A 26,909-nucleotide genomic window follows, 5' to 3' on the forward strand; every position below is an offset into this window, starting at 1 on the left:
AAGATTGTTTTTTATTTAGACCGGTGGTAAATTATATGCAATCAATAATTCAGAGAGGAATTTTGAATGGCGGATATCGATAGTGCGTTACAAATTTTATCGCGAAACAATTATAAACTGACAAAGCAACGGAAAGAGCTTCTAAAGTATCTTTATCAGTTTCAAAGTGAATACATCAACGTGTCGCAGGTCGATGAGTTTATGCATCAGCTGTACCCTAAAATGAGTCATAACACGGTTTACCGTAATATTCGCGATTTTGACCGGTTAGGGATCGTTGAGATGCAGACGCGGCAGGGTGTGTTGCAGGTCAAGTATCAATGTGATTTTGATCATTTTCACCATCACCATTTTATCTGCACGAACTGCGGCAAAGTCCGTGAACTGGATGAATGCCCAATGGAACAATTTGCACGGCAATTACCAGGATATCGAATTACGGGCCACCGCTTTGAAATTTATGGAATCTGTGACGAATGCATGCAAAAATTCAAAAATCGTTAGCAGATATATCAAAATTACCTTTTAGAATGATAACCATTATGGGTCAGGCGGAAGGAGAGAGAATTTAATGAAACGGACTGCACCTTTTATTACCCCGTTTGCGATCTTTTCAGCAGTGCTTGCTTTAGGGGCAACGAACGTGGTTGTGAATACGGCTACTCATACAGTTGAAGGAAAGCCGAAAACAGAGGTGGTTGAAAAGACGACCCCTTCACAGAAAACAACGGATCAACCAACTGATAAAACGAAAAATAGTCAGCAGAATGATCAAAATCAAGATCAAACAGATAATCAAAAGAATCAGCAAAAGCAAAATGTAAATAACGATAATCTGAAGGATCAAGGCGGTCAGACGGCTCAGCGTGAAAAGAATGATAATCAAGATAATGATAATGACACAAATGCGGCCAATGACAACCAAAATCAAACAGATGATAATCAAACTAACAACGAAAAGGCTCAACAAAACGGCAATGCTGACAATGAAAATCAAACAAACAATCAAACGAATGGAACCGGGAATGGGAATGCTCAAAACCAGGGACAAAATCAGAATAATGCCGGGGCCGGAGCAGCTCAACAGTAAGGGAGGAAAATTAAGTGTTTACGCTATTTGATATGATTCGAAGCTCATTAAGTTACGTAAATTTGAGCACGGTTTTAAAGAATCGAATTTATACGATTTTAGCCGGAATCGGGAATTTCTACCTGCTGTACGTTGCTTTCCGGTTCTTCCAAAATGGTTTCTGGGGACGCGGAACGTTGTTTATTCTGGCATTTTTAGTGATTCTTTACTTTACGTATTTGAATATTTTGTATTACTTTACCAAGGCGAAAAAATCGAAATATGATATTTCACCGTGGATCGAAAAGGTTTTGCATATTCAAAGCAAAGATCCGATGACAGCAGCGGAAGAGGAACGCAAAGAAATGGCGCCGGGGTACGTTCAAACAAACGGAATCTTCAAGAACGAAGATTTTCTCCCGGCAACGGTGGTCCACACGATGGAACAACGCGACAATATTCAACAAATTGCAGCTGAATTGATCCGGATGGATTACATGAAGGCTAACTATCAAGGGTTAAGTGAAGAAGAAATTGCTGAAAAAATTCAGACAACCGGCAAGCCGGTTCCCGCATTAAGTGCCCCTGTTGCATTACCATACTTTGAACTGGCGCGGAAGGGCAATTCATTGATCGTTTACGGGGGATTAAACCAAATCGACCGGAAAGAAGTTGCGACGGTCAAAGAAGTCGGCTTGTTAACTGCCCGTGAAGCCGTGAAACGGTATCAGTTGTACCTTGCAACGGCCGTGATCACTGGCGGGCCAGAAAAGATCAATGGCCGAACAGGATTGATCGAAAAGGATACGCCGTATGGGGTGCAGGTTCAAGTGGCGTACCGTGAACGAACTGCTGAAGAGCCATCAACGAACCAGAACCAACGTCGGTCAACGGTTACAAGCAGCACAGAGACATCATCAACGCCAGAACATCTGACACGCAGTCAGCATGAAACGTTTGATGAATTCGGCCCGCGGCAATCGAACCAAGCACCGCAAAAGCATTGGCGAAGTCAAAAATATAAGCATTAAAAAAGAATGTGACCTTCAAAAGTCACATTCTTTTTTTAATCTTCTTCAACAATATACTTTGCCAGCTGTTGCTTTAACTTCGGCGCAACTTCAGCCGTAATTAAAGTGCCATCTGCTTGGTAATCAGTTTTCTTGATATTGGCTTCCTTGTTTAAGAGGTCAAGGTAGCGCCCGTCTTGGAACGGGATCAAGAAAGTTTCAGTTTCATAATCCTTAAAGAGTTCCTTTTTAAGAATGCTGAGCAGCATTTCAATTGATTTTTGATCACGGGCACAATACGTAAACTGGTTACCTTCAACGGATGGATATGGGATGCCAGCTTTATCAGCCTTATTAAAGGCATAGATCATCGGGATGCCATCGACCCCGATTTCAGCAAGTGTCTTTTCCGTTGTTTTGATCATTTGGCGGTAGTTTGGATCTGAAATATCAATGACCTGGATCAACAGATCGGCTTCAGCAGCTTCCTGTAAGGTTGATTTGAAGGCTTCAACCAATTGATGCGGTAGTTTTGAAACAAATCCGACCGTATCGCTTAAAATGAATGATTTCTTATCAGGTAAGACGATTTTGCGAACATACGTATCAAGGGTGGCAAACAGCATATCCTTTTCAAAAACCCGTTTGCTGTCGTTGATTTCAAGTAAATCAAGCACGTTATTCATGGTTGTTGATTTTCCCGCATTGGTATATCCAACAAGGGCAACGGACTTGATATCCGACTTTTTCCGTTTTTTCCGTTGGGTTTCGTTATCGCGCTGAACCTCTTTTAGTTCCTTGCGCAAACTGGAAATTTGTTTCTGAATTACCCGCCGGTTTAATTCGATCTGGGTTTCCCCAGTCCCACGGTTGGTAAAGCCCCCACCGGTATTTCCGCCGGCAGTCTGCTGGTCCATTTTATTGATGCTTGCTGTCCGGATTCGCGGCAGTTGGTATTGCAACTGGGCAATTTTAACTTGTAATTTTGCGACCCGGGTATGAGCCCGTGAAGCGAAGATATCAAGGATCAGGGCTGTCCGGTCAATGATATCCAACCCGGTTTCTTCTTCCAAATTCCGAATTTGAGTTGGAAGCAGTTCGTCGTTGACGATCAAGGCTTCGGCATCAAGCATTTCCGCTTGCCGCGCAATTTCGTCAACCTTTCCCTTTCCAAAATAGGTCGCTGAAACCGGCTTTTCGATGTTTTGCCGTACCTCACCGACAACTTCCATGTTGTCAGCGGCAGCAAGGTTTGCCAGTTCAGTCATCGTGTAGTCAAAATTAATTTGTTCGTTTTCAATTCCGCCAATTATAACAGATTTCATTTTATATTAAGATCCCAATCTATATTAAATTTATTCTTCGTTTAAGCGTCCAAGTGATTTGCGAATCTTTTGAACGACGTCGCGTTCGCCAGAAAAAATCAGGTGGTCGTTTAATTGAATGCGGGTGCTTCCGTGAGGCGGGATTGACCGTCGATTGCGGAAGATCCGACTGATCGTAATGTCTTTGATAAACGGTAATTCTTGAATTTCAAGGCCGGCATACCGGGCATTCGTAACCGTAACTTCATAGATCCGCGCATTACCGCCGTGTGAAAGAACTTGAAGCATTGACGGTGATTCAATTGCCGTCCGAAGAACGTTAACGTCCATACTGAAGTTATTAACAATGTCGATGCCCGCTTCTTCAAGTTCCTTTTCCATTGTGTTGTTCGGGTCATGGGTTTCAATGTAAGTCAGCACTTCTTGCACACCGTACTTTTTGGCGCTTAATGCTAGGTGATAGTTGGTCTCGGAATTATAGGCAAGCACGAGAATGTCGGTATCGAAGATCTCCTGCTTGATCAATTCACCGGCATCAAGGGTCTTTACAAGGTTAACTTTAACGCGTGAATTGCGATATGTCTTGTAATCTGTCTGATTATCGGTGTAGACATTCACGTCATAGCCGTCATTGCTGAGTTGCTGGGCAGCCGGAATCGTAATGAAGTTGGCCCCGATGATTCGAACCTGAGTTGATTTTTCGTCTTCCGGTTCCGGTTTGTACATCTTGTTGAACATCATCGGACCAAAGATACATGTTAAGATTCCTGCCAAAATAAAGGCCCCAGATTGTTGCGAAGTAATTGCATGCAGCTGTTGCGCAACGGTCAAGGTTGCTAAAACCAAGGTGATCGTTGTGGTTGCTAGCATTGATGCCGCCCGGGAATTTTGCTTGGTGAACCGGGTTTTAAAGCCGAAGTAGGCCGGCAGTTTGGCAACCGTAAATGCAATGAAGAACAATGGAATTAAAATCAACGTCTTCGGTGATGCTAAGAGGGCTGGAATATTTAATTTGACCCCGGTTAAGACGAAGAAGTACGGAATAAAAATCCCATAACCGATTGAATCCAATTTCCGTTGGGTTTCCTTTTCCGGTTGTAATAGTTTTACAACAATTCCGGCAACGAAAGCGCCTAAAATGTTTTCAGCCCCGACGCTTTCAGCAATCACTACTAATGTAATGATGATGAAAAATGCAAGCCGCATGTCAAGTTGCGTGGTGGCTTTGTTGATTTGGTCATAAAAAGAGAAAAACTTGTGGAAGTGGCGTAAGAATAACGCGGCCGCAATAAAGATCAGCGAGATCAGCCACAAGGTTTCACCTTTGCCTGAATAGATCGATGAGTAAACCGTCAATGTTAATAACGGAACAACTTCACCTAAAACTGCAAAAAGCAATAATGTTTGGCCAAATGGTTTACTAAGCAGCTCATTTTCCTTGAGTAGTGAGATCACAACTCCCAGGGAAACAGTCGCAAATAAAATCATTGCGAGCATAAAGTTAGAGAATAGCCCTGAAACTTTGAAAAGAACTGCCAAAACAACGGCGGTTACACAACTCAAAATGTATGCGACAACGGCCGTTTTCAATGGTGAAGCCTTCGGTTGTGCGTTCGCCTGCTTTAATTCCAACGGCGTCATTTGACTTTTACTGTTTTTCTTAAAAAGGGAAAAGTCAATTTCCATCCCACTAAGGAACATTAAGAAAATAACGCCTAATGTTGAAAGATAATCAAGCACGGTGTTCATTTTGACGAGGTGCAAGCAGCTTTGACCAAGAATGATCCCGACGATGACCTCGGCAACTGAAGTCGGTAAAACTGAAATTTTAAAACGCGACAGCAACATTGGCGTTGCAAAAATCGCCAACGTGACGACGACTAATGAAAGTGTCATATAAAATAAAAACCCTCTCTGAATTTAAATATAACTTACATTATTATATAAAAAATCACTGCAACCTGCAGTGATTTACTATCTCATTTGATTTTCTTTACGCCGTTTTAAGAAATTGATAATGGCCATTAACATTGCGGGCACAAGGGCGCATAAGGCAATGGCGATAAAAATTTGTGAAAAATGTTCTTGAACAAATGGAACCTGACCAAAGAAATAACCAACTGCGGAACCGACAATGACCCATAACAACACGCCGATCACGTTGAAGAAGGCAAATTGGTGTGGATGCATGCCGATTGTTCCGGAAATTAACGGTACAAACGTCCGAATAAAGGGAATAAACCGGCCAAAAATAACGGTTTTGCCGCCATGGCGCTTATAGAAGCGAATGCCAGTCTGTAATTTAGCTTCGGTGAGGTGCTTTTCAAAGAACGGTAATTGTTTCAGGTGCCGGCCAATTTCAAAGTTGACGGTATCGCCAATCAGGGCTGCCAAGAAAAAGACGACCACTAAAATTTTAATGTCTAAAACTGAACCTTTGACCGCCGCAATCGTACTGGTGAAGAAAATCAATGATTCACCAGGTAAGAATGGAAAAACAACCAGTCCGGTTTCCATAAAAATGATTGCGAAGATCAAAACGTACGACCATTTTCCAAGGGTTTGCAACAATGGAAAAAGGTATTCCCGAAAATGGAAAATTGCATAAATAATTTGCGCGAGCATTCCTTCACCTACTTAAAATAAACCATCTGCGACCGTTAACAATTAATAAGTATTTTACCGCTCCCAATAAATGACGCAAGTAAAACGAAACGTTTAGTTCTTTAATATCCTAATCAAAAAATATGATTAAATTATGAAAGTTTAAACCGAAAAAGGAATAAATTCTCCCGGAAGAGGCGAATTATTAACCTTGGTTTTGCTTTTTTACGGGCTTCCGTTCGTTTTCTGCGTTTTGAACTTCCCTTTGTGATATAATATTGTAACTTGTATTTTAAAACGGAAAGGAAAATAAAGATGGATCAGGAAAAACGCCAAGAGCAAGAACGAATGTATTACGTGGTTGACCAAATCCAAAAGGCTGAGAAGAAGGACAAGCAGAACATTCAAAATGCCGAAGCTGATGAGCGGGCAATTCAGGCAGACTTTAAAAATAATGTCCGGATCAAAACCTCGACTTATTCAGGCATGATGGATACGGCGCTGTCGGTACGGCAACAGCAACAGCTTCTTCAAGAACGGGAAAACAACTGGAAAAGTGCGACCCGTGAACTTGCAGTCTTGGAAAAGCTTGAAAAGAAACCGTACTTTGCCCGGATCGATTTTCAAGAAGCCGGTGAAAGCAAGCCGGAATCAATTTATATCGGGCTTGCTAGTTTTTCTGATACTCCGGATCATTTTCTTGTATATGATTGGCGGGCCCCAATTTCAAGCGTCTACTATGACGGCGGTTTGGGAAAAGTAACCTATGATACTCCGGATGGCCCCCAAACAGTTGATTTAAAGCTAAAACGACAGTTCATGGTTGAAGACGGAAAAATCATTTCAATGTTTGATACCGACGAAACCGTTGGTGATCAAATGCTGCTTGAAGTATTAGACGAATCATCTGATATTAAGATGAAAAGTATCGTTACAACGATTCAAAAAGAACAAAATAAAATCATCCGTGATACGCAATCTGATCTGCTGTTCGTTCAAGGAGCTGCTGGTTCGGGAAAGACGTCCGCCGTGCTGCAACGGGTCGCTTACCTGCTTTACCGGTACCGCGGAAACTTGAATTCAAGTCAAATTATTTTGTTCTCGCCGAACCAGTTATTTAATGATTATATTGACCGGGTTTTGCCTGAATTAGGCGAACAGAATATGGTTCAGATGACTTTCTATCAATATACGCAACGCCGGGTTCCGCGGTTGCACGTTGAAACGTTGCAGGAACGGTTTGAAGAAAATAACCAGGGCGCAAGCAAGCGAATCAAGACGCTTAAGGATAGTTTGGCATTCTTTAATGCGACTACGAAATACGCTGCTTTCCTTGAAAAGGACGGAATGGACTTTAAGGATATCAAGTATCAGGGCAAGGTCGTCTTCAGTAAGGAAAAGATTCGCGAAATTTACTATGGCTTTAATGAAAACTATCATTTGCGCAACCGGTTAAGTGCAACCAAGGAAGAACTGTTGAAATTGCTTCACCGGCGCTTAAATAAGACGGCGAAAACGGACAAGGTCCAAAAAGCGGTTCAAGATCTTAGTCAAGAAGAATTGAACAAATTATATGGCAATAAAAACCGCGACAGCTTTGAAAGCGGCGAAGATGAAATGTTTTATTTGGCTAAAAACTATGTTATGGGGCATTTCCAAAAGATTCGCCAAACGATCATTCATAATCGCTTCATTAATATTAACCGCCAGTATTACGACTTCTTAAGGGCAGTTCCGCAATTAGTGAAATTGGACAAATATCAAATCACGGCGGATGAATGGCAGGCTCATACGGAAAAGGTCAAGCAGGAATTGATCAAGCGGCAATTATCAATGACCAACACAACGGCTTACCTTTACCTGTATGATTTGATTACCGGGAAGCGCGGCAATAATGATATTAAACACGTCTTTATTGATGAAATTCAAGATTACACTGCTTACCAACTCGCTTATTTAAAGACTGATTTTCCGCGGGCACACTTTACAATGCTAGGTGACCTTAACCAGGCAATTTTCACCAAGGAAAACAGTCACAGCTTGTTGAATGAACTTTCAACGATGTTTGATCCTGAAAAAACGAAAGTTGTTCAGCTGACCCAGTCATACCGGTCAACCAAGCAGATCACCGACTTTACGAAGGGCGTTTTAGTTAACGGCGAAAAGGTAACGGCCTTTAACCGGAATGGTGATTTGCCAACGATCACCGTCGATACGGAAAATGCGAAGATGGTCAATGATGTGGTCAACCAGTTGCACCGCAATGCGGCAAATCACATGACAACCGCAATTATTGGAAAATCACTGGCAGAGTGTACTGAATTAACAGATCAGCTTAAAGCCCGGGGAGAACAGGCAACGCTGATCAAAACAGAAAATCAACGGTTAGTTGAAGGAACCTTGGTAATTCCGGCTTACTTGGCAAAGGGACTGGAATTTGATGCCATTATCATGTGGAATGCTAATGATGCTAATTACCACGATGAAGATGAACGGCAATTGGTTTATACGATCTGTTCACGGGCAATGCACCGGTTAGATATTTTTGCGGAAGGCAAATTATCACGGTTGTTTGCGAATGTCGATCCAGCAACGTATAAGCTGAACGCCCGCAATTAGTTACGGCAATGAGGGGAAAATATTAATGGAAGAATCATTGAATTATTTTAAAATTCCGCGGGAAAAATGGCGGGAATATTATGAAAAAAATATTGTTCCGCTGACTCCGGAAGAGCTTGAACGGATCAAGTCGTTAAATGACCGGATCTCAATGAAAGACGTGCAGGAAATCTACATGCCGTTAGTTTATTATTTGGAAATGCAATTGAACGTTCAACGGTTTAAGCAGGAACAGACAGCACGCTTTCTAGACAAGCCAATGAAGAATGTCCCGTTTGTAATTGGAATTGCCGGTTCGGTTGCGGTCGGGAAAAGTACTACGGCGCGGTTATTAAAGATCCTATTAAAGGAAGCATTTCCGGGGAAGAAAGTTCAATTGATCACGACGGACGGGTTCCTTTACCCGAATGCTAAATTAAAAGAACGCGGAATCATGGATCGCAAGGGATTTCCTGAAAGTTATGATATGGAAAAGCTGATCACGTTTATGGATCAAGTGAAGAATGGCGAAAAGGCCAGCGCACCGGTGTACTCGCACCAGGTATATGACATTATCCCGAATCGGTATGACATTGTCGATAATCCGAATATCCTGATCGTTGAAGGCATCAATGTGTTACAGCTGCCATCAAATCAGCGAATTTACGTAAGTGATTACTTTGATTTTTCAATTTACGTGGATGCGCATGAAAAAGACATCAAGAGATGGTACTTGGAACGGTTCGAAATGCTGTTAGACGGCGCATTTAATGATCCGCATAATTACTATTATTCCCTTGCTCAACCGGGAAAACGTGACGAAGCTTTTGCGATTGCGAAGGAGACGTGGCGAAAAGTAAACCATATTAATTTACGGGATTACATCTTGCCAACGAAGAACCGGGCGGATTTAATTATCGAAAAAGGGCATGATCACATAATTAACGAACTATTATTGCGTAAATATTAGAAAATCACCGTTAATTATGACGAATATTCAAATAGTGATTGACATCATTCGGTTACCAGTTTAGAATTATAACCAATATCTGATAACGAGGTGAACAGCGTGGCAACAAGTGAAATGAACGACTTTGATAAGATCATCGTGCTTGATTTCGGCAGTCAGTATAACCAACTGATTACCCGGCGAATCCGGGAATTCGGGGTATACTCGGAATTGCTTTCGCACAAAACGACGGCAGCGGAAATCAAAAAGATCGCCCCTAAGGGAATTATTTTCTCTGGCGGCCCAAATAGTGTGTACGATGATGGCGCATTCCGGGTCGATCCGGAAATCTTTAATTTAGGAATTCCGGTTTTGGGAATTTGTTACGGCATGCAATTGATGGCCCACATTCTTCCAGGCGGAAAAGTTGAACCGGCCGATAACAAGGAATACGGTAAAGCTGTGATTACCGTTCAAGATAAAGATGCAGTGCTCTTCAAAGGCTTGCCGACAGAACAAACGGTTTGGATGAGTCACGGTGATTTGGTAACGCAAGCTCCGGATGGCTTTAAGACGGTTGCAACCAGTGCTAACTGCCCAATTTCATCAATCGCAAATGATGAAAAGAAGTTTTATGGAATCCAATTCCACGCCGAAGTCCGCAATACTGAATACGGAAACGACATTTTACGGCGGTTTGCTTTTGATGTTTGCGGGGCACGCGATAACTGGACAATGGATGATTTCATCGATATGCAGGTCAAGAAGATCCGCGAAACGGTCGGGGACAAGAAAGTCTTGCTTGCATTATCAGGCGGGGTCGACTCATCAGTTGTTGGAGTTCTGTTGCATAAAGCAATCGGCAGCCAATTAACAAGTATCTTTGTTGACCACGGATTATTACGGAAAAATGAAGCTCAACAGGTAATGGATAGTTTAGCCGGCAAGTTCGGCTTGAATATCATTAAGGTTGATGCGCAAAAACGTTTCTTAGATAAGTTGAAGGGCGTGACTGACCCTGAAAAGAAACGGAAGATCATTGGAAATGAATTTATTCAAGTCTTTAACGACGAAGCGCAAAAGCTTGACGGGATCAAGTTCTTGGCTCAAGGAACGCTGTACACCGATGTGATCGAATCAGGAACGGATACGGCCCAAACGATCAAGTCGCACCACAATGTTGGGGGCCTGCCAAAGGACATGGACTTTAAGTTGATCGAACCATTACGGACGCTGTTCAAAGATGAAGTTCGTGAATTGGGCGAAAAACTTGGAATGCCACATAACTTAGTATGGCGGCAACCATTCCCAGGACCAGGATTAGGAATCCGGGTAATTGGGGAAGTTACAGAAGAGAAATTAAAAATCGTCCGGGATGCGGATGCAATTTTACGGGAAGAAATTGCTAAAGCCGGCTTAGATAAGGAAATTTGGCAATACTTCGTTGCCCTTCCAGGAATTCGTTCCGTTGGGGTAATGGGCGATGGTCGGACATACGATTACGCCGTTGCCATTCGCGCCGTAACGTCAATTGACGGGATGACCGCTGATTTTGCTCAAATTCCATGGGATGTTTTGCAAACCATCTCAGTGCGGATCGTGAACGAAGTCAACCACGTTAACCGCGTAATGTATGACATTACGAGTAAGCCGCCGGCAACGATTGAATATGAATAGTTGCAGGTATTAGAAAAGTGATTATGTCAATTACTTTTGAAAAAATTTGAGCAAGGTTTAATGCCAAGTTTATGCCAAGCAAAAAATAAACGCTTACTATGCTTGGATCAATTTATTTCGATATAGTTGAGTATGAATAGTAACAAGTGAATTAAACAGACTAAGACTGGGTAACCAGTCTTTTTTTTAACCTTAAAATTTATGCCAATTTATGCCAAGAAACTTAAGTAGCATAACAATTAATCAATCCGTATACATCAAAATGGATAAATTACTATGTAATTGAAATTGAATTTAAAAATAGTGTATGAATAAATTTGATTTTGTATGGGTTATAAATAGAAGTTTTGTAAAATGGTTATAATAAATTATTATTTATTATATATACTATATATAGATGTTTAAAATTAAAAAGTACAATATGTTGCATTTTTTGAAAAATAATGATAAGATTTAGATATAAAAATTAAACGTGAAAGGAGTGATTTAATGAGCAAATTTGGCAAAAAACAGCTATTGATTTGTGGAATTGTTGTTGCTTTTATTGTGCTAGCGTTTATGTGGCTTGTGAATATTATTTCAAATCCTTTAGCAATTATGGCACTGCTTTTTTTGACGTTTTTGATGCTATATGCAATGTTTTATGCCGGTAGCACCTATCCGCAATTTGTTAAATTTCAGTATTTATTTATGAAATTAGCTAATTTGTGTTATTTACTTTCGATGGTCGCGTTATCGGTATTATTGATCGAATTACTATATATGCTGGCTTTGAATCATGGATGGTTTAAGTATATTGAAGTATCAAACTTAACGCCTAAAGATTATTTGAATGTTCTTATGGTCGTCGTACCTCTTATAGTAGCCAAATTACCTTTTAAACTGAGTTCGAATTAGTGATTTAAGTTAAGACTGGGTAACCAGTCTTTTTTTTTGTTGCTCAAAAATCGACATTAACTTTTTATATAAGGTAAACTTATCGATTGCTGCCTTTCTAGACAAATATGTTATTGACGTCACTTGTAGATACACAAAAATATCTGAAAATCGTCGCTAACCGCTACATATCAAGGATTATTAAGCTTTTGGGCAATTTTTAAAAAAATGTATTATAGACATACAGATTTGGAGCCGTGATATTGAAACGTTGATTTTAATCACCTTGAAGTGCTTTTAAGATGAGTTTTATAGTTGACGACAATATTTTGCCCTGAATTTGATATGGTTCTTTGACAAGTAAATATTGAAAACTTTTTTCTCCAGTTTATCTAACAACCTTACTAATTAAAATTTTTATAACGAAAAGGTGAAATGTAATCGCGGCAGACGAATTCAAAGAATATTCAATAAAATGTAATGTTTTTGTAATCTTAATTTTGGAATGCTCTACGAATTGTTTGCTGGATTATATTTCTTGAGAAACTGCTTTGTTACAGACTCTGCAACATGTGCCAAAGGTTGTTTGTGCATAATGATTTGTAGTTTTTCTACAAAAAGTTGATAAACAACCAATTATATCATAGCATAAAATTCAAGAAATAAATGAGAAAATTTTTTCATTTAAAGATAAGGAGGTAATTTCATGAAAAAGATTGAAATTTCGCTGATTGCTTTGAACTGTGTTCCATCCTTTGAATTATGTGAAGATTATGTTCAAGACAGCGATTACAATTTTTCTGAATTCGTGATTTTTACTGATTTGGGATTAGATCCTGATGGGGTTCGTGGTAGTCCTTACAAGAATTATCACGAAAAAAATGTAAAAAAAAAATAAAAAAAATAGAAAGCTGGTTTGTAAAGATGCAATTAAAATTAGAAGATAAAAATTATGAAATGATGGTAACGAGCGGTGCAGAACCGAAATACAAATATGTCAATGGCCAGAAGACTGATGAGACAGAGTGCTGGAAATTAAGCGGCATTGCTTTCAATGATGAAACGAAAGCACTTTGCTCTAACAAAGCTGGCACGCTCACAATCAAAATACCACTTGAATATGACAGAGAAATTTTGGAACAAATTAAGCCGAGAACGATTGTTAAGTTTTCGAATGTGATGGCTACGCCTTATCAACAAAATGGATTTGTGAAACTTTCTCTGCTTGTTGGTGAAATAGAAATCGGTGAGCAACTCAAATAATAATCTAGGGGTAGGCTGTAAAGCCGAGGAGTGGGAATGAGGAATTTTAACTTAAGGAGGGGTTTACAATGGACGTTTTAGGAATTGCTAAAACAACACTGATGCCCTGCAATGATAACCAAAGCATGTTCGATGTGTACTTTGGAAATTTTAACCTAGTTAGGGTAATTGTTCCAAATGGTTTGCCAGTTATTCGCATCAATGATGTTCTTTTATTGAATGAACTTGGTAAAAATCGAAATCATGAATATTTGGCAACTAACTATCAAATTGTAGGAAGGATGATTCCATTATGATTGACTGGAATGATTTTCGACATCATTTTATTATTCGCCATGAGGGCGAGGATGATAGTCGTTTAAATTGGCGTTTAATCGCCGGCGCCTTGAGCGCTTTAATAATTAGTATGTGTGGGTGGTGGTGGTTGCTTAAGCTGATCGCAATCTTTATTATATGGTCGGCCTTAGCAGCCGACTACATCATTAATTGGATCGAGGAACTACAGTTGCAAGAATATAGTGGGTTATATGACTTACTTCAAAGGTTCTTGGTTCTAAAGTCAGTTAAAAAGTATCTAGTAGATGAAGTTACTCGCCCACGACTTGGAAGGGTTTTTTACGAACGATCCGATCACATTGTGATTCCGGGAATTAATGTTTTTATTGATCACCGGCATGGATTTGATGGGTATATCGAAATTGAATTACTGCCGGAATATAACGACTTAATTAATGATCCAGATTTTTTGGTTAAGCTCTCTGGACATTTGCGTAGGTTCGCTAATCGTTATTCAGTGGCTTCTATGAAAATATCGGCAACTGGTAATAAAGTTATTTATACCTTAGCAGATGCTAGAACTGATAACAGTATTGAACTAGAACCGGCACTAAATAAAAATTATGATTCAGTTAACGTGCTTGATTTGAAGCACTTTATTGATTGGAATCAAGCTTATCATGCTGTAATTAGCGGTGTAACTGGGTCTGGTAAAACCAAGCTTATTGAGTATTTGTTGATCTGCGCGAAAATTAATAACTGGGATATTCGAATTCTTGACCCTAAGCAATCAGATTTGGCTCGGATACAGGAAAGTGACCAAATTGCCGTTGCTTGTGAAAAAGACGATATGTTGGAGTTGCTTCATGAAAGCGTTAAAGAAATGCAACATGCACAAAGGCGTTATAAGGAAGACCCAACGGTCGCTTTAACACCGCATTTAATTGTGGTTGATGAATTGGCAGCTTTAAAAGCGATGCTAGATCGTAAGGAACAACAACAGTTATTAGATGATCTGAAACAGATTGCGCTATTAGGCCGTCAGGCAAAGTTTCACTTAATAATTGGGGTTCAACAAGCAAATGCTAATAATGTTCCGACAGAAATTCGCGAACAAATGGGAATCAAAATTCTGCTTGGAAATAGTACTGCCACGGAACGGAAGTTCCTCTTTACTGACTGTCAAATCAATACTGAAATTGAGAATGTTGGTCAGGGGATTATTAGCGTTAATAATTCACCAGCTGAGATTTTTAATGTTCCATGGATTACGGATATAGATCCAATAGAATATATAAACAGCTAAGCGTCTGTTTGGGGGGTCCTTCGTAACATAAGAAGTGACCCCCTTGACGGACGCTTGATTTAACGCTCAAAAGTTCGGCGATAGCGTTTTGAAGAAGATTCCTTTAATTTAATTTTACTTTTTCAAAACACTATCCAAGGGCTTGTTTATTGGATAGTGTATAAAGGTTAATTTTTATATAAAAACCTTTTAACCGCAGTACTTCCGTTCAATTTTAAAGAAGTTAGATTGATAAAAAATAGAAGTCCAAAAAGGGGTGAAGAAAAGATGAAAAAAGCAAATGTTAATAAAAGAGTGAATCGAAAATTTAATGGTAGTAAACATTATAAGTTAAATCGCAATACATCGCAGAAACATTATCAAACATCAAAGTCTTATTATCATGTCGATGAATTAGATTGGATGGATGAGTTCACTCTTAATGCTCTGGAAAAAGATTACTTTTATAACGAATTTTAATAACGATTGAGAGGAGATAAAAAATGGCAGAAAATAATAAAGCTCAAATTTTAATGTATGTTCAACAGCTATCACATTTACCGTTTGAAAATGTTGAAGCACTTGAACGGCGTACCAAAACTTTAAAACATTTAAAAAAGTATGCCATGATTGTCCATGATAAAGATGATACTGAACCACACGTTCATTTGGTTTTGGTATTCGATCAACGAGTCGCAGTTAACAGTGTAGCTAAACAACTCGAAGATGATAATGAGCGATTTGAGATTATGACCAAGCGTGGTAATAGTTTAGAACGTAGTGAACAGAATGCATTTTTGTATTTGATTCACCGCACAAAGAACGCAACTGATAAATATCAATATTCGGTTGAAAATGTTAAGGCTAACTTCAGATATGCGCATTATATTGAAAAAAATCAAGAAGCGTACCAAAAGACATTAAAACCGAAGGATGTCATTACGCAATTTGCCAAAGGATTAATAATCCGTCAGAAAGCTGAAAAGCTGTTATACGAGATTGCACCATATAACATTGATCGGAACTTTAAAAAATTGACTGATGTTGAAAGTGCTAAAGGCCACATAGAATATTACAAGTGGAAAGATGAAATGCAGAGTGGTAACCGATATAAAAGGGTACTTTGGTTTTATGGCAAAGCAGGCACTGGAAAGTCAAGTGCAGCAAAGCACATCTTAAAACAAATATACGGTAATTATTTTATTAGTGGTGGTGGTCGTGATGTATTTGAGAATTACAATAATGAACATGGTATTTTGCTTGATGATTTACGACCGGGTTTCCTAAATTACAGCGATATTCTGAAAATGTTAGACCCACATGATTTTAATTCGATGGTTAGTTCAAGATACCACAATAAACTAATTCAAGGCGAAACTTATATTCTCACATGTCCATTAGACCCTTACGAATTTTATACCCAAACTCGCAAGAAAGAAAACCTGAGTTTTAACGACAAGTTTGATCAGCTTGAGCGTCGAATTGATTTAATTATTCATTTTGATTTTGATGATATATCATTGGAGAAAATTCAAATAGGATTCGATGATTCAAGTAGGGAAATTATTAAGGATACTCGTATGTATAAAAAGGTGCATAACCCATTAGGCCAGAGTCATTATTCAATGGATAATCTTTATACAAAAATTGATAAGCTATTAAAATGGTATTACGACTTACCATTTGGATTGAGCGATATTACTCCATATGAAACAAGAGAAAGAATTAAAGTTGGCCCTGGTAAGGACTCAAAAGATGAAGACGCCGGAGAAAAAAATGAAGTTAATTCTGATAAGGACTCGAAAGATGAAGACGCTAATGAGTCAGTAAATTTAGACTTAGATAAATATATGGAGGATGAAGACGGCAATCCACTTCCTATATATGTTGGTCCCCTACCATGTGATCCGAACCCTGATGATTATTACTTAGATTAGTGATTTTAATCGTAAAGCAATTAGATGATGATAAAAAATTAAATTGCAAACGCATGTTCGCTTGTTTATATTAGATTAAGGAGGTTAAAAGAATGGCAGTAACGATGAAAAAGACCCGTTATGCTGGGGTTTATCGCGATAAAAGCAATAATATTTTTTATCAAGTTTCAATTGGCAGAGATGAAAACGGACGCTACCATACTAAAAAGAGTCGAACGAATAAAGACGGCAAACCGTTTGAAACTGAAAAAGAGGCATATCAAGCTGCTGTTAAGGTTAAGCAAAAATATGAAGTTTTAAGTGGTCAAGCTAATTATCGAATGACTTATGGCATATTTATGGATAAGAAGTTTATTCCTAAATATAAAGGCGATGTTGAACAAAGTACCTTTGAAACACATCAGCAGGCCTTTAAGATTGTAAAGCAGTATTTCGGTAAGAAGTTATTATTGGACATAACAGTTGCCGATTGTGAAGAATTTCGTACTTGGCTTTTAACTAAGAGCGGTTATTCAAAGGCTTATGCTTCGATGATTTATTTAGGTTTACGTCAGTCATTGAATTATGCGGTTCAAATTGGCATGTTGGATAAAAATGTATCATTACAGACGAAGTCGATTGGCAAGGGAAAGAGCAAACCGAAGATTTGGACCAAAGAAGAATTTGAAAAGGTGCTTTCAGTAATGAGTACCGAACGGTACTACGGTCATTTTGAATTTATTACAGTCTGGCTATATTACATGACAGGTATTCGAGTTGGTGAAGGCCAAGCATTATATTGGGAAGATATTGACTTTAAGCACCATAAACTGCATGTACGTAACACGCTACAAATAAAAAACAAGCATGATTATCAACGTAAACCATACACTAAAACCCAAAATGGAATACGGATAATCACACTTGATAAATGTACATTGAAATTCTTAAAAGAATGGCGTAAAAGACAAGCCAAGCATTGTAAAAGTAAATTTGTGGTTTCTTACGATGGTCAGCCGATTTTACGATGTACAATTGGTCGGATAATTAAACGGTATGCAAGATTAGCAGATGTGCCAGTGATTAATGGTAAGGCACTTCGGCATTCCCATGTTAGTTATCTTATTAACGAGTTTAATGCAGACGTTCTTACAGTGTCAAGGCGCTTGGGCCATTCTGGCCCTGATATAACCTTAAAGTATTATGCGCATATGTGGCCGCGCGGTGATGAGTGGCTAGTTAACAAAATGGACGGCAATATCGAAGTTAATTTATCGCCTAAAGATTTAGTTCAATTCGGTGGTAACCAAAGTTATAAGGCCTAATACCCTCCCCCCATATGTGGAAAGTGCCATTAGGCACTTATTTAAAGAATTTCGGCCGAGATTTTGAGGTTTAGATAATGTGAACAGAATAGTAAAGGCAAAGATAGTTCTTACTTAATAAGTAGGGACTATTTTTTTTAGCCACAATCACGCGGCCACATATGCGAAAAAAAGCTCCAGTCAGAGAAAATCTGATTGGAGTTATTTTGTATCAAGCAAACATAGAATAGATTGAATAATATCGTGTTGTTTTTCTTTGGAATATTTACAAATAGCTTTATTTAATTTTCGAAGTTCCAAGCTAAGATTATCATCGTTAGAAATTAAATAAAATAGATCGACATTAAGTGCATTTGCGATATTGCACAGATTATTAAAGTGAATATCTGTCAGTTTGCCACGTTCCAAAAGTGAAACAGAACTTACAGAAATGTTTGATAATTCAGCTAATTTTTCAATTGTAATATGTAGTTCCTTACGTCTTTTTCTGACTCGAGTTCCGATTTTTTTAAGTTCCATACTAATACCTCTACAAGTCAGATTACAAGAGTATGTAGTTATTAAACAGAGAATTAAAGCTTCTTTTTTATAACAAAAACATGTAATAAAATACACATTTAATGTTATAATTATTTTTGGTTAAGATAATACACCCTCTTATAATGCGGTTAAACGTTGATATATCAGTATTGACAAAATTCGCATGGGGGGGGATAGAATCGACACTGTAGACTAAAAAATCTTTTTATATAAAGGAGTTATTTAGCGATATGAAAAAGAAAACTTTAACGGCACTTGCTTTAGGTGCTGCAACCGTCGCAACTGGTATGGCTTCAAATGTCCATGCTGATAGTGTAACAGTTACCAAGCAACAAGTTGGTGATGAAACCAAAATCACAACAACGACAACGAAAGAAGCCGACCAACAAAAAGTTGCTCAAGATAAGCAAGCAATTTCAAGCCAACAAAAAGTAGTTGATAGTGCTAAATCAAGTTTGGATAGTGCAAAGGCAAATGCAAGTAGTACAAGCCAAGCAGTATCAAGTGCACAATCAAAAGTTGATGATACAAAAAAAGCCTTAGATAACGCTAAGGACCAAGTTTCAAAAGTATCAAGTTCAGAAATTAAGCAACAAGTTGCTCAAGACCAAAGTCAAGTAACTCAAGATAAGCAAGATATTAGCAATACTCAATCATCAATTCAACAAGACCAAACTAAGGTTGATCAAGATAAGCAAGCAGTTGCTAATGCGGGCCAAAAAGCTCAACAAGATCAACAAAAGTTGAATGATGACCAAAGTAAGTTATCAGATGCTCAAAATACATTAAATAACGACCAAGGTAAGTTAAATGATGTAAATAAGCAAATTGAACAAGCAGATGTCCCTGCAGCAGTTCAAATTCCAAGTGATATTGCTAAGGCAATTGTTTCGGGCGATACATCATCATTAACTGCAAATGACTTTAATGATAACTTAACTGCATATCAACAAGCTATTAATGAGTTTAAGCCAACTGATGCAGATAATTACCACGTAGATCCTCGTAATTTAACAAATGACCAAAAGATGGAATTATCTAAGTTTGCAGCTCAAGTTATTAATGAATACAAAGATGAATTATCACAATATGATCCATCAAGTAAAGTATTAGCTACTCATATGAATGCATCTCAAATTGCAATTAATGCAGCTCAAGATCAAGCAGATTATATGAGTCAAAATGGTTATACTGATTATATGCAAAATGATGATAGTAATGTTAATAATGACTTTTATCAGAATATTGCTCCGAAATATGATGATAATGATGAATTTATGTATGCTCATACAACAACAACTCCTTTAAGCTTAGATGATAATGGTTCAGTTACTGTAGATAATTGCACAATGAATGACTTAAAGAAACAACTTTATAATTCAATTTTAATTGATTTATTTAACGATAGTTCAAATGATTATGGCCACGCACAAGAATTACTATACAACGCATATATTGGAATTGCTTCGACAAATATGAATGATCCATTTATGACAATTATTACTGCTCGCGATCGTAGTGATAATTCTAATAACAGTGATCCATATATGCAAACTCAAGCAGCTCCAGATGTTGCAGCTTTACGTAATCAAGCAAGCCAATTACAAAATACAGTTAATGCAGATAAGCAAACTGTTTCTGACTTAACTAACCAAGTTAATGCAGATAAAGCTCAATTAGAAGCAGATACACCTGCAGGCTTACAAAAACAACTTGAAGATGATCAAGCTAAATTAGCTAACGACCAAGCAACACTTAAGCAACAACAAGCTAAGTTAGCAAAAGATGAAGCTCAATTAAAAGCTGACCAAGATAAGTTGAACTCAATTTCACCAGCAGAAGTTGCTAAAGCTCAACAACAATTAGAAGAAGCTCAAGCTAACTACAATAATGCAGTTAAGGAATTGAATGAAGCTCAAAGTAAAGCTAATGCTTCAAATGATGAAGTTGCTAAAGCACAACAAAACTATCTTGATGCTTTGAATAAGTTGAATGAACTTAAGCAAGTGCTTGAAAATGATGAAAAGGAAACGACAACAACATCAGTTCAATGGGTAAAGAACGAACACCCAACCACAACTGCAAGCATGGGTAATAAAGTAGTATTAAGTTCATCAAAGAACACCTCAGAAGCACCCCAAAAGGCTTCTACAAGTGCTACAACATCAGCAGTATCAAGCAGTAAGAAGCAATCAGCATATCTTACAACAACAGTAACACCTGCTAAGAGCTCATCAGTAGAAGAAAATAATACTGTTCATGCAGACACAATTCACTTTACAAGTGAAGCACCACAAAGCAGTGTTAAGAAAGAAGCTAATAAGAATGCATTACCACAAATGGGTGATGAAAACTCAAACGCAACTGTTTGGGGAGAAATCTCATTAGCAATGGCAGGTGTATTAGCTACGTTAGGTTTAGCAGGCAAGAAGCGGCGTAACTAATAGGAGTAAGTTGATAATGTATAATGTAAAAACCTTAATAGTTGATCAAGTAAAGTCAATGTTATAAAATGGTGATGATAATAAAAAATAATTGGGTTTGTGTATTTCAAAATGGCGATATTGAATTGTTATCTGGCCCAAGGCCTTCAATGGATGGCTTGTTATTTAGATTATCCTCTTTTGCTGCAGGCAATCATTATGTTGATCCTACAGTTGATGATAATTTTGCTTGGCGAGTACTGTGTGCTATAAAAACAGGTTGGGAACAATGTGAAAAGGAAAAACCTCCTTATCCATTCACAGTTGGTGTTAAATAAAATAAGAGGCAGAGTTAATACTCTGCCTTTTTTATGCGTTAGAAAAATTAATAAGGAAAAAATGATATAATGCAAACAAAGGAATTTAATTTATTATTAATTTTAGAATGATGAAATTTAACTAGTACAAACTAGTACAAACTAGTACAAACTAGTATAAGCTAGTACAAGCTAGTACAGGCTAGTACAAGCTAGTACAAGCTAGTACAGGCTAGTACAAGCTAGTACAGGCTAGTACAAGCTAGTACAAGCTAGTACAAACTAGTACAAACTAGTATAAACTAGTACAAGCTAGTACAGACTAGTATAAGTTATTATTAGTGATAATTATTAAGGTGAGAATTTATGAATAAAAGTAATAATAGAATACTTGATGCTTTAAAAGGAAAACATGAGAATGAAACAATAGAATACAAAGAGGCTAAAGAGGAGGTGCCTAAAGAGATTTATCCGACGGTTTGTTCTTTTGCTAATAGAGAAGGGGGAATAATTTTTTTAGGTGTTGATGATGATGGAAATATCAAAGGGGTTAATCCTGATAAAATTGAGCAGATGAAGAAAAATTTTGTTACAGTTATGAATAACAATAATAAAATTACTCCTCCAATGTATCTGAGTATAGAAGAGATGGATATTCAAGGGGAAAAAGTACTCTATATTCAAGTCTCTAATGATAGTTCTGTTCATAGGCTTAATGGTAATAGAATTTATGATCGAAACGAAGATGCTGATATTGATATAACAGATAACACAAATAGTGTTGCTGAGCTGTATCAAAGAAAACAGCAAGATTATACAGAGAATAGAATATATCCATACATATCAGAAGAGGATTTTGATATCCATACAATAGAAAAATTTAAAGATCAGTTTAAGAAAAGGTCAGGTGAAAATAAATTTGAAGGTTTAAGTGTTAAAGAATTTATGAAGAGTTTGTCACTGCATAAGAAAGATTATAGTACAAACGAGGAAGGATACACGTTAGCGAGTGTTCTTCTTTTTGGAAAGAGCAGTACAATAAACTCTATAATACCATATTATTGTATTGATCTTTGGGAAAGAAAGGGTAATGAAAGATATACTGATAGGGAGATAGTTCGGTGTAACTTGATAGAGGCATATGATAAGATAATGAATTTTGTTCGAAATCATATTTCTGATAAATTTTATCTAGAAAACGATGTTAGAATAAACATTAGGAATGTGCTGTTTAGAGAAATTGTTGTTAATATGTTGGTTCATAGGGAATATAGCAATCCTGGAATTGCTACTTTATCTATTGAACCGAATAAAATAGTTGTTAAAAATGTTAATAAGCCTATTCATCCGGGAATGATTACTAGTCCGGATATTGCACCGTATCCTAAAAATCCTAATATCACACATGTATTTATGCTTCTAGGACTTGTTGAACATTTAGGATCAGGTATTGGAAAAATATTTGAATACACAAAAAAGATGTACAATAGTGAAGTTAAAATACAAAATATGGATGAGTTCATTGTTACTATTCCTATAACAGCTGAAGAAAGTTTAACAGATAATGAAATAAAACTATTAGAATATGTAAAGAATAATAAGAAAGTAAAAATTAAAGACATTGTTGATCGGTTAAAAATTAGTAGACGTAATGCACAAATCATATCAAAGGGACTAGTAGCAAAAGGATTTTTAAAATTAAGAAGAACCAGTGCAACAGATCCAAATCAATTTTATGAAATTGCCAATAAAAATGATAATTAACATAATATGATATCTCTTAATTAGAATAGAAATTTAATTTTTAAAAACCTAACTGTATCTGTCTGATCGGTTAGGATTTTTTATGCCAAATTTATGCCAAAAATTAAGCATTAAAAAATAAAGTTATAGAGGCCCTTACAAAATATACGTAAAAGTTTAAATTACGTTTTATGCCAAGTTTATGCCAAGGAAAAAATAAACATAGCCCCTATAAGCATCAATTTATTTTGATATGGTTGAATACGAATAGTTGCAGGCCTTAAAAAAGTGATTATATCAATTACTTTTAAGAATTTTTGACTAAAAATTGGTGTTAGACTAATATAAATAGAGATATATGAATGAAAAGCTCTTTGATAAGGGCTTTTTGTGTAGTCTAATATGTGTAATTTACATTCAGGTCTTGGCTTTTTATGATGAAAATGGGGTAGGATTATGGAAGAAAAAATAGTATCAGTGTCAAATTTTATAAAGAAAATAAAAAAAGCAACAGAAGAATTTCGATATCAAGATCCAAGCTATGTATTTGCATATAGAGGAGAAAGTCAAAATTTTTATCGGACTTCCTGTATGCCTGGAATATTTAGGGAAGATTATTTAAAGAAAAATGCAAATTTTGAACGAAATATTTTAAATGAAATTAAAGCAAGAAATTTATCTGATAAAGAGAATCTTATATTAAGAGCGGTAGATGCCCAGCATTACGGATACCCAACGCGATTATTGGACATTACTTTTGATCCATTAATTGCTTTATATTTTGCTGTTAAGGATGACAATAATAGGCAAGATGCTCGTTTTTTTATTTTTGCAATTAAATCTTTAGATTTAATTACAGATGAAGATATTAGTAATTTATATAAAAATGCAATAAGCAGTAGTGGTATGCAGTCATATAATTCATTTAATCAGCGATTTATTGATTATTCAAGTTTGAATAATCGTATACAAGCCCAAAAGGGGGGATTTATATTATTTCCTGGAAACGAATTTGTCCCAATTTCTAAGAGAATAACTAAGGTATATACGATTAAGAAAAAAAACAAAAAAGACATTTTAAACGATTTAAATAATATTTTTGGAATAAACGATTCCAGAATTTATCCTGAACCTGAAAATTTTGTCGATATAATGAAAGAAAGATCCAAAAACCATTTATGTATTTCAAACATAGACAACACAAAGGATAATCTTTCAATGTATTTTCGTACTCTGTATATAGAGCTTAGAGATTTATTTTTGGAAAGAAAGGAGCAGGGAAGGGATGAAGCATTAGAAGAAAAAATTCTAAAAAAATTAAACGAATATAAAGGCTTTTTGAAGTTGTTAAAATTAACTAATGTGAAAAGCAAGAAAGAATTAGAGGAATTTGTTGGAGAAAAAGAAAAAGAATTAGAAGAACTATCAAAAAGAAATAATTATATGTTAGGTGAGAATGGTGAAAAAAAATAAACAAGATAAGCGTGATCGAGATACAGACTCGATAGTTAGTATGCTATATAATCTAGATGTTTTGTACGAAAATGATTCTGATGATTTAAAAGACGAAATAGAAAAAGCTTTTGAGGAAAGCGAAGCTTATTGCATGGAACAAGATGAATCGTTAGTGGTGTTTTTCAGAAATAATTTTCTTGATAATAAAAAGACTAAAGAGAAAATTTATGAGAAATGTAGAAATTTTGTTCAACGACCTGATGATTTGATTTTGTTTTTTGAAATAGAAAATTCATTTGAAAATTTTATGCCAGATGAAGAAGTTGAAGGCTTGAGAAATGAATTGTTAGAAAAATTGAGAGAGAAAACTAAATTTTATAAAAGAAATATAGAATTTACAAATTATGCTTTAACAAGTACAGATAAGAAAGTTGTATCTATCCCCGTAAGGGACATATTTAATTCGATAGAAAATAGTGTTAAAGTTAACGTTAAAGGGGACAATGGAGAAGATATAAGACTGTATAATTATAATTTTATTGTAAGTATAAATGAGATTGTAAAAAAATTGTATGGAAACTTAGGAAATGGATTGTTTGATAAAAATGTACGTTATGAAGTTGAAGGTACACCTGGAAAAAGAGTCGAAGAGTCAATCCAAAAAACATATAAGGAAGAACCACAGATGTTTTTCTTTAAAAACAATGGAATTAGTTTATACATAAAGGATAGAAAAAAGTTAAAAGTAAATACTCAGTCAATGGAAATAACCTTAGATCCGAATGAACCAGTGTCGGTTATTAACGGCGCACAGACAATAACAGCGGTTTCTAAGGTGTTGAATGAAAAATATAACAAGGCATGCGTGTTATTGAGGGTATACACTTTGACGGGAGATAAAATTGATACACTCCAAAATGAAATTAACGATGTTACAGTTGCTTTAAATCAGCAAAAGCCAATCAATAATGAGGATATTGCAATGCTTTCAAACTTTGTAATCGCCCTTAATGATGAATATGGAGAAAGCGATGAAAATAATAAGTATGCTTTTTCTATTGTAAAAAGAGGTGATACTACTGCATCTCCAATAAGTCATCACTACTTTCTTAAAAGTTTCGCGCAGAAGGCTGTTGCTGTGATAGAAAAGGATCCTGGGAAAGCACGATCAAGGCCGGCAAGTATTTTAAAGCTAGATGAAAATAACGATTTAGAAGAAAAGATATTTAAGATAGACAGTGACGAACCAAGTATTATATTCGACAAATTTAAACCTATAAACTTGGCGTTTTCGATTTGGAAGATTATAAATGATAAATCTTTTTGGAAAGAAAAGTTGGGAGAAAAGATTGGAAAGAGTAAGCATGCCGAATCGTTTATAAAATATGGAAAATATTTGGTACTAAGTATTTTAACAAACGCATTATTAGGTAACTTTACAGAAGTAAAAGAGAAGAATAATTACAAGAATGACGGTTGGAAAATAGCAGATGATAAGGAAGATGATCTCATAGAAATAATTAATTCAATTTATGAATCGTTTGATGATTTCTTTAAAGAAAAAGAACAACTAGATTCAAATGATTTTAAAACTACAGAAAGTGTGTATGACCATATTATAAGAGATGAAGGGGTCAAAACATCTGTCCATTCGGAGGATATAGTAATTCATAATTAATTAGTGATTTTAAAAGTTGGACATCCTGTTAACTAGATAATTTGGGACTGGGCCATGTTATTACAGTGCTCAGTCCTTTGTTTTACCTTAACTTTGTTATTAAAAAAATACTGATAGAGAAATGTTCTCTACCAGTACCTCAAATACATGGCCCCTATGGATTAGTCGTTTAAATCATAAACGTCATTGATTGGCTTAATGATGATTGAGTTAATGTCATTTAACAATTGGTTTAATGATTGTTCAGCCGCCATCAAATTCTTAACGGCGTCCATGTCGTTCATCTTTTTAGCCAATTCTTGAAGTTTTTTGACGTCTTCTTCTTTTGGCTGTTGACCGTTTAATTGAGCGTTGCGCAAAACTTCTTGTAATTCGCTGAATTCTTTGTACATGCTGAATGCAACTTGGTCTTGTTTTAAAGCTGCAAATGCGTTTTGAACAGCCATAAATTGTTGCGTTTGTGGTAAGTCACTTGCAACTTGGTTTACTGAATCATAAATATTTACAGTCATGGATAATTCCTCCTTTGAGCTTATATCTAATTCTATCATAATGTGAAAATAGTTGATAGAATCGCGAT

Annotated in this window: 24 protein-coding genes; 19 read left to right on the forward strand and 5 right to left on the reverse strand. The window is 36.6% G+C overall.

The window, feature by feature from the left end:
• Positions 1–66 precede the first annotated feature (66 nt).
• The 3 genes from Q3C15_RS01920 (at position 67) to Q3C15_RS01930 (ending at position 2,100) form a co-directional block, all read left to right on the forward strand.
• Positions 67–504 (forward strand): Fur family transcriptional regulator, encoded by a 438-nt coding sequence (locus Q3C15_RS01920; protein WP_064208545.1) that lies wholly within the window; start codon positions 67–69, stop codon positions 502–504.
• A gap of 67 nt (positions 505–571) precedes the next feature.
• Complete coding sequence (locus tag Q3C15_RS01925) at positions 572–1,090, forward strand: hypothetical protein (protein WP_302703766.1); 519 nt, start codon at positions 572–574, stop codon at positions 1,088–1,090.
• 14 nt (positions 1,091–1,104) lie between these two features.
• Positions 1,105–2,100, forward strand: coding sequence for a DUF6681 family protein (locus Q3C15_RS01930; protein WP_302703768.1), 996 nt, complete (start codon positions 1,105–1,107; stop codon positions 2,098–2,100).
• 35 nt (positions 2,101–2,135) lie between these two features.
• On the opposite strand, the gene hflX is transcribed toward Q3C15_RS01930, so the two are convergent.
• From hflX to Q3C15_RS01945, 3 genes are all read right to left on the reverse strand, one after another.
• Complete coding sequence (gene hflX, locus Q3C15_RS01935) at positions 2,136–3,404, reverse strand: GTPase HflX (RefSeq protein ID WP_064208542.1); 1,269 nt, start codon at positions 3,402–3,404, stop codon at positions 2,136–2,138.
• Positions 3,405–3,434: 30 nt separating this feature from the next.
• On the reverse strand, positions 3,435–5,300 hold the full coding sequence (locus Q3C15_RS01940) for a monovalent cation:proton antiporter family protein (RefSeq protein ID WP_302703770.1): 1,866 nt from the start codon (positions 5,298–5,300) through the stop codon (positions 3,435–3,437).
• Between the two features lie 78 nt (positions 5,301–5,378).
• The gene (locus tag Q3C15_RS01945; protein WP_278852765.1) at positions 5,379–6,029 is read right to left on the reverse strand and encodes a VTT domain-containing protein; all 651 of its coding nucleotides are present in this window, start codon (positions 6,027–6,029) and stop codon (positions 5,379–5,381) included.
• Positions 6,030–6,323: 294 nt separating this feature from the next.
• Here Q3C15_RS01945 and helD point away from each other — a divergent pair, with 294 nt between their 5' ends.
• The 11 genes from helD to Q3C15_RS02000 all read left to right on the forward strand — a co-directional run bounded on the left by helD (position 6,324) and on the right by Q3C15_RS02000 (position 18,173).
• Positions 6,324–8,627: an RNA polymerase recycling motor HelD gene (gene helD / locus Q3C15_RS01950; protein WP_302703773.1), complete on the forward strand. Its 2,304-nt coding sequence runs from the start codon at positions 6,324–6,326 to the stop codon at positions 8,625–8,627.
• Positions 8,628–8,652: 25 nt separating this feature from the next.
• Positions 8,653–9,576: a type I pantothenate kinase gene (coaA, locus tag Q3C15_RS01955; RefSeq protein ID WP_302703774.1), complete on the forward strand. Its 924-nt coding sequence runs from the start codon at positions 8,653–8,655 to the stop codon at positions 9,574–9,576.
• A 99-nt stretch (positions 9,577–9,675) separates the two neighbouring features.
• Entirely contained in the window at positions 9,676–11,232 is a 1,557-nt protein-coding gene (gene guaA / locus Q3C15_RS01960; protein WP_302703775.1) for a glutamine-hydrolyzing GMP synthase, read from the forward strand.
• A gap of 489 nt (positions 11,233–11,721) precedes the next feature.
• Entirely contained in the window at positions 11,722–12,129 is a 408-nt protein-coding gene (locus tag Q3C15_RS01965) for a hypothetical protein (RefSeq protein ID WP_283600989.1), read from the forward strand.
• Between the two features lie 685 nt (positions 12,130–12,814).
• The gene (locus Q3C15_RS01970) at positions 12,815–13,006 is read left to right on the forward strand and encodes a hypothetical protein (RefSeq protein WP_283600988.1); all 192 of its coding nucleotides are present in this window, start codon (positions 12,815–12,817) and stop codon (positions 13,004–13,006) included.
• A gap of 26 nt (positions 13,007–13,032) precedes the next feature.
• Entirely contained in the window at positions 13,033–13,371 is a 339-nt protein-coding gene (locus tag Q3C15_RS01975) for a hypothetical protein (protein ID WP_283600987.1), read from the forward strand.
• Positions 13,372–13,439: 68 nt separating this feature from the next.
• Complete coding sequence (locus tag Q3C15_RS01980; RefSeq protein WP_283600986.1) at positions 13,440–13,667, forward strand: hypothetical protein; 228 nt, start codon at positions 13,440–13,442, stop codon at positions 13,665–13,667.
• Complete coding sequence (locus Q3C15_RS01985; protein ID WP_283600985.1) at positions 13,664–14,953, forward strand: hypothetical protein; 1,290 nt, start codon at positions 13,664–13,666, stop codon at positions 14,951–14,953. The genes Q3C15_RS01980 and Q3C15_RS01985 overlap by 4 nt, the downstream gene beginning before the upstream one ends.
• A 267-nt stretch (positions 14,954–15,220) precedes the next feature.
• A complete protein-coding gene (locus tag Q3C15_RS01990) occupies positions 15,221–15,412 on the forward strand; it encodes a hypothetical protein (protein WP_283600984.1) in 192 nt (63 codons plus the stop codon).
• A gap of 23 nt (positions 15,413–15,435) precedes the next feature.
• A complete protein-coding gene (locus Q3C15_RS01995; RefSeq protein ID WP_302703779.1) occupies positions 15,436–16,869 on the forward strand; it encodes a Rep family protein in 1,434 nt (477 codons plus the stop codon).
• Positions 16,870–16,961: 92 nt separating this feature from the next.
• On the forward strand, positions 16,962–18,173 hold the full coding sequence (locus Q3C15_RS02000; RefSeq protein WP_283600982.1) for a site-specific integrase: 1,212 nt from the start codon (positions 16,962–16,964) through the stop codon (positions 18,171–18,173).
• A 201-nt stretch (positions 18,174–18,374) separates the two neighbouring features.
• On the opposite strand, the gene Q3C15_RS02005 is transcribed toward Q3C15_RS02000, so the two are convergent.
• Positions 18,375–18,692 (reverse strand): helix-turn-helix domain-containing protein, encoded by a 318-nt coding sequence (locus Q3C15_RS02005; RefSeq protein WP_283600981.1) that lies wholly within the window; start codon positions 18,690–18,692, stop codon positions 18,375–18,377.
• Positions 18,693–18,943: 251 nt separating this feature from the next.
• Between Q3C15_RS02005 and Q3C15_RS02010 the strand changes: the two genes are divergently transcribed.
• From Q3C15_RS02010 to Q3C15_RS02030, 5 genes are all read left to right on the forward strand, one after another.
• A complete protein-coding gene (locus Q3C15_RS02010; protein WP_283600980.1) occupies positions 18,944–21,157 on the forward strand; it encodes an SEC10/PgrA surface exclusion domain-containing protein in 2,214 nt (737 codons plus the stop codon).
• A gap of 68 nt (positions 21,158–21,225) precedes the next feature.
• Positions 21,226–21,474: a hypothetical protein gene (locus tag Q3C15_RS02015; protein WP_302703780.1), complete on the forward strand. Its 249-nt coding sequence runs from the start codon at positions 21,226–21,228 to the stop codon at positions 21,472–21,474.
• Between the two features lie 345 nt (positions 21,475–21,819).
• The gene (locus Q3C15_RS02020; RefSeq protein ID WP_302703782.1) at positions 21,820–23,217 is read left to right on the forward strand and encodes an RNA-binding domain-containing protein; all 1,398 of its coding nucleotides are present in this window, start codon (positions 21,820–21,822) and stop codon (positions 23,215–23,217) included.
• 435 nt (positions 23,218–23,652) lie between these two features.
• Complete coding sequence (locus Q3C15_RS02025) at positions 23,653–24,669, forward strand: FRG domain-containing protein (RefSeq protein WP_302703784.1); 1,017 nt, start codon at positions 23,653–23,655, stop codon at positions 24,667–24,669.
• Positions 24,653–26,329, forward strand: coding sequence for an AIPR family protein (locus tag Q3C15_RS02030; RefSeq protein WP_302703785.1), 1,677 nt, complete (start codon positions 24,653–24,655; stop codon positions 26,327–26,329). Before Q3C15_RS02025 ends, Q3C15_RS02030 begins: the two co-directional genes overlap by 17 nt.
• A 161-nt stretch (positions 26,330–26,490) precedes the next feature.
• On the opposite strand, the gene Q3C15_RS02035 is transcribed toward Q3C15_RS02030, so the two are convergent.
• Entirely contained in the window at positions 26,491–26,841 is a 351-nt protein-coding gene (locus Q3C15_RS02035; RefSeq protein WP_057827108.1) for a YlbF family regulator, read from the reverse strand.
• Positions 26,842–26,909: the final 68 nt, after the last annotated feature.

This window comes from Ligilactobacillus sp. 110_WCHN (assembly GCF_030518115.1).
Taxonomy (GTDB): Bacteria; Bacillota; Bacilli; order Lactobacillales; family Lactobacillaceae; genus Ligilactobacillus; species Ligilactobacillus aviarius_C.

What these genes read in the sequence shown, in the direction of transcription:
- Q3C15_RS01920 (WP_064208545.1), top strand. Translation starts at nt 67, where the DNA reads ATGGCGGATATCGATAGTGCGTTACAAATTTTATCGCGAAACAATTAT.
- Q3C15_RS01925 (WP_302703766.1), top strand. Translation starts at nt 572, where the DNA reads ATGAAACGGACTGCACCTTTTATTACCCCGTTTGCGATCTTTTCAGCA.
- hflX (WP_064208542.1), bottom strand. Translation starts at nt 3,404, where the DNA reads ATGAAATCTGTTATAATTGGCGGAATTGAAAACGAACAAATTAATTTT.
- Q3C15_RS01940 (WP_302703770.1), bottom strand. Translation starts at nt 5,300, where the DNA reads ATGACACTTTCATTAGTCGTCGTCACGTTGGCGATTTTTGCAACGCCA.
- Q3C15_RS01945 (WP_278852765.1), bottom strand. Translation starts at nt 6,029, where the DNA reads ATGCTCGCGCAAATTATTTATGCAATTTTCCATTTTCGGGAATACCTT.
- helD (WP_302703773.1), top strand. Translation starts at nt 6,324, where the DNA reads ATGGATCAGGAAAAACGCCAAGAGCAAGAACGAATGTATTACGTGGTT.
- coaA (WP_302703774.1), top strand. Translation starts at nt 8,653, where the DNA reads ATGGAAGAATCATTGAATTATTTTAAAATTCCGCGGGAAAAATGGCGG.
- Q3C15_RS01965 (WP_283600989.1), top strand. Translation starts at nt 11,722, where the DNA reads ATGAGCAAATTTGGCAAAAAACAGCTATTGATTTGTGGAATTGTTGTT.
- Q3C15_RS01970 (WP_283600988.1), top strand. Translation starts at nt 12,815, where the DNA reads ATGAAAAAGATTGAAATTTCGCTGATTGCTTTGAACTGTGTTCCATCC.
- Q3C15_RS01975 (WP_283600987.1), top strand. Translation starts at nt 13,033, where the DNA reads ATGCAATTAAAATTAGAAGATAAAAATTATGAAATGATGGTAACGAGC.
- Q3C15_RS01980 (WP_283600986.1), top strand. Translation starts at nt 13,440, where the DNA reads ATGGACGTTTTAGGAATTGCTAAAACAACACTGATGCCCTGCAATGAT.
- Q3C15_RS01985 (WP_283600985.1), top strand. Translation starts at nt 13,664, where the DNA reads ATGATTGACTGGAATGATTTTCGACATCATTTTATTATTCGCCATGAG.
- Q3C15_RS01990 (WP_283600984.1), top strand. Translation starts at nt 15,221, where the DNA reads ATGAAAAAAGCAAATGTTAATAAAAGAGTGAATCGAAAATTTAATGGT.
- Q3C15_RS01995 (WP_302703779.1), top strand. Translation starts at nt 15,436, where the DNA reads ATGGCAGAAAATAATAAAGCTCAAATTTTAATGTATGTTCAACAGCTA.
- Q3C15_RS02000 (WP_283600982.1), top strand. Translation starts at nt 16,962, where the DNA reads ATGGCAGTAACGATGAAAAAGACCCGTTATGCTGGGGTTTATCGCGAT.
- Q3C15_RS02005 (WP_283600981.1), bottom strand. Translation starts at nt 18,692, where the DNA reads ATGGAACTTAAAAAAATCGGAACTCGAGTCAGAAAAAGACGTAAGGAA.
- Q3C15_RS02010 (WP_283600980.1), top strand. Translation starts at nt 18,944, where the DNA reads ATGAAAAAGAAAACTTTAACGGCACTTGCTTTAGGTGCTGCAACCGTC.
- Q3C15_RS02015 (WP_302703780.1), top strand. Translation starts at nt 21,226, where the DNA reads ATGGTGATGATAATAAAAAATAATTGGGTTTGTGTATTTCAAAATGGC.
- Q3C15_RS02020 (WP_302703782.1), top strand. Translation starts at nt 21,820, where the DNA reads ATGAATAAAAGTAATAATAGAATACTTGATGCTTTAAAAGGAAAACAT.
- Q3C15_RS02025 (WP_302703784.1), top strand. Translation starts at nt 23,653, where the DNA reads ATGGAAGAAAAAATAGTATCAGTGTCAAATTTTATAAAGAAAATAAAA.
- Q3C15_RS02030 (WP_302703785.1), top strand. Translation starts at nt 24,653, where the DNA reads ATGGTGAAAAAAAATAAACAAGATAAGCGTGATCGAGATACAGACTCG.
- Q3C15_RS02035 (WP_057827108.1), bottom strand. Translation starts at nt 26,841, where the DNA reads ATGACTGTAAATATTTATGATTCAGTAAACCAAGTTGCAAGTGACTTA.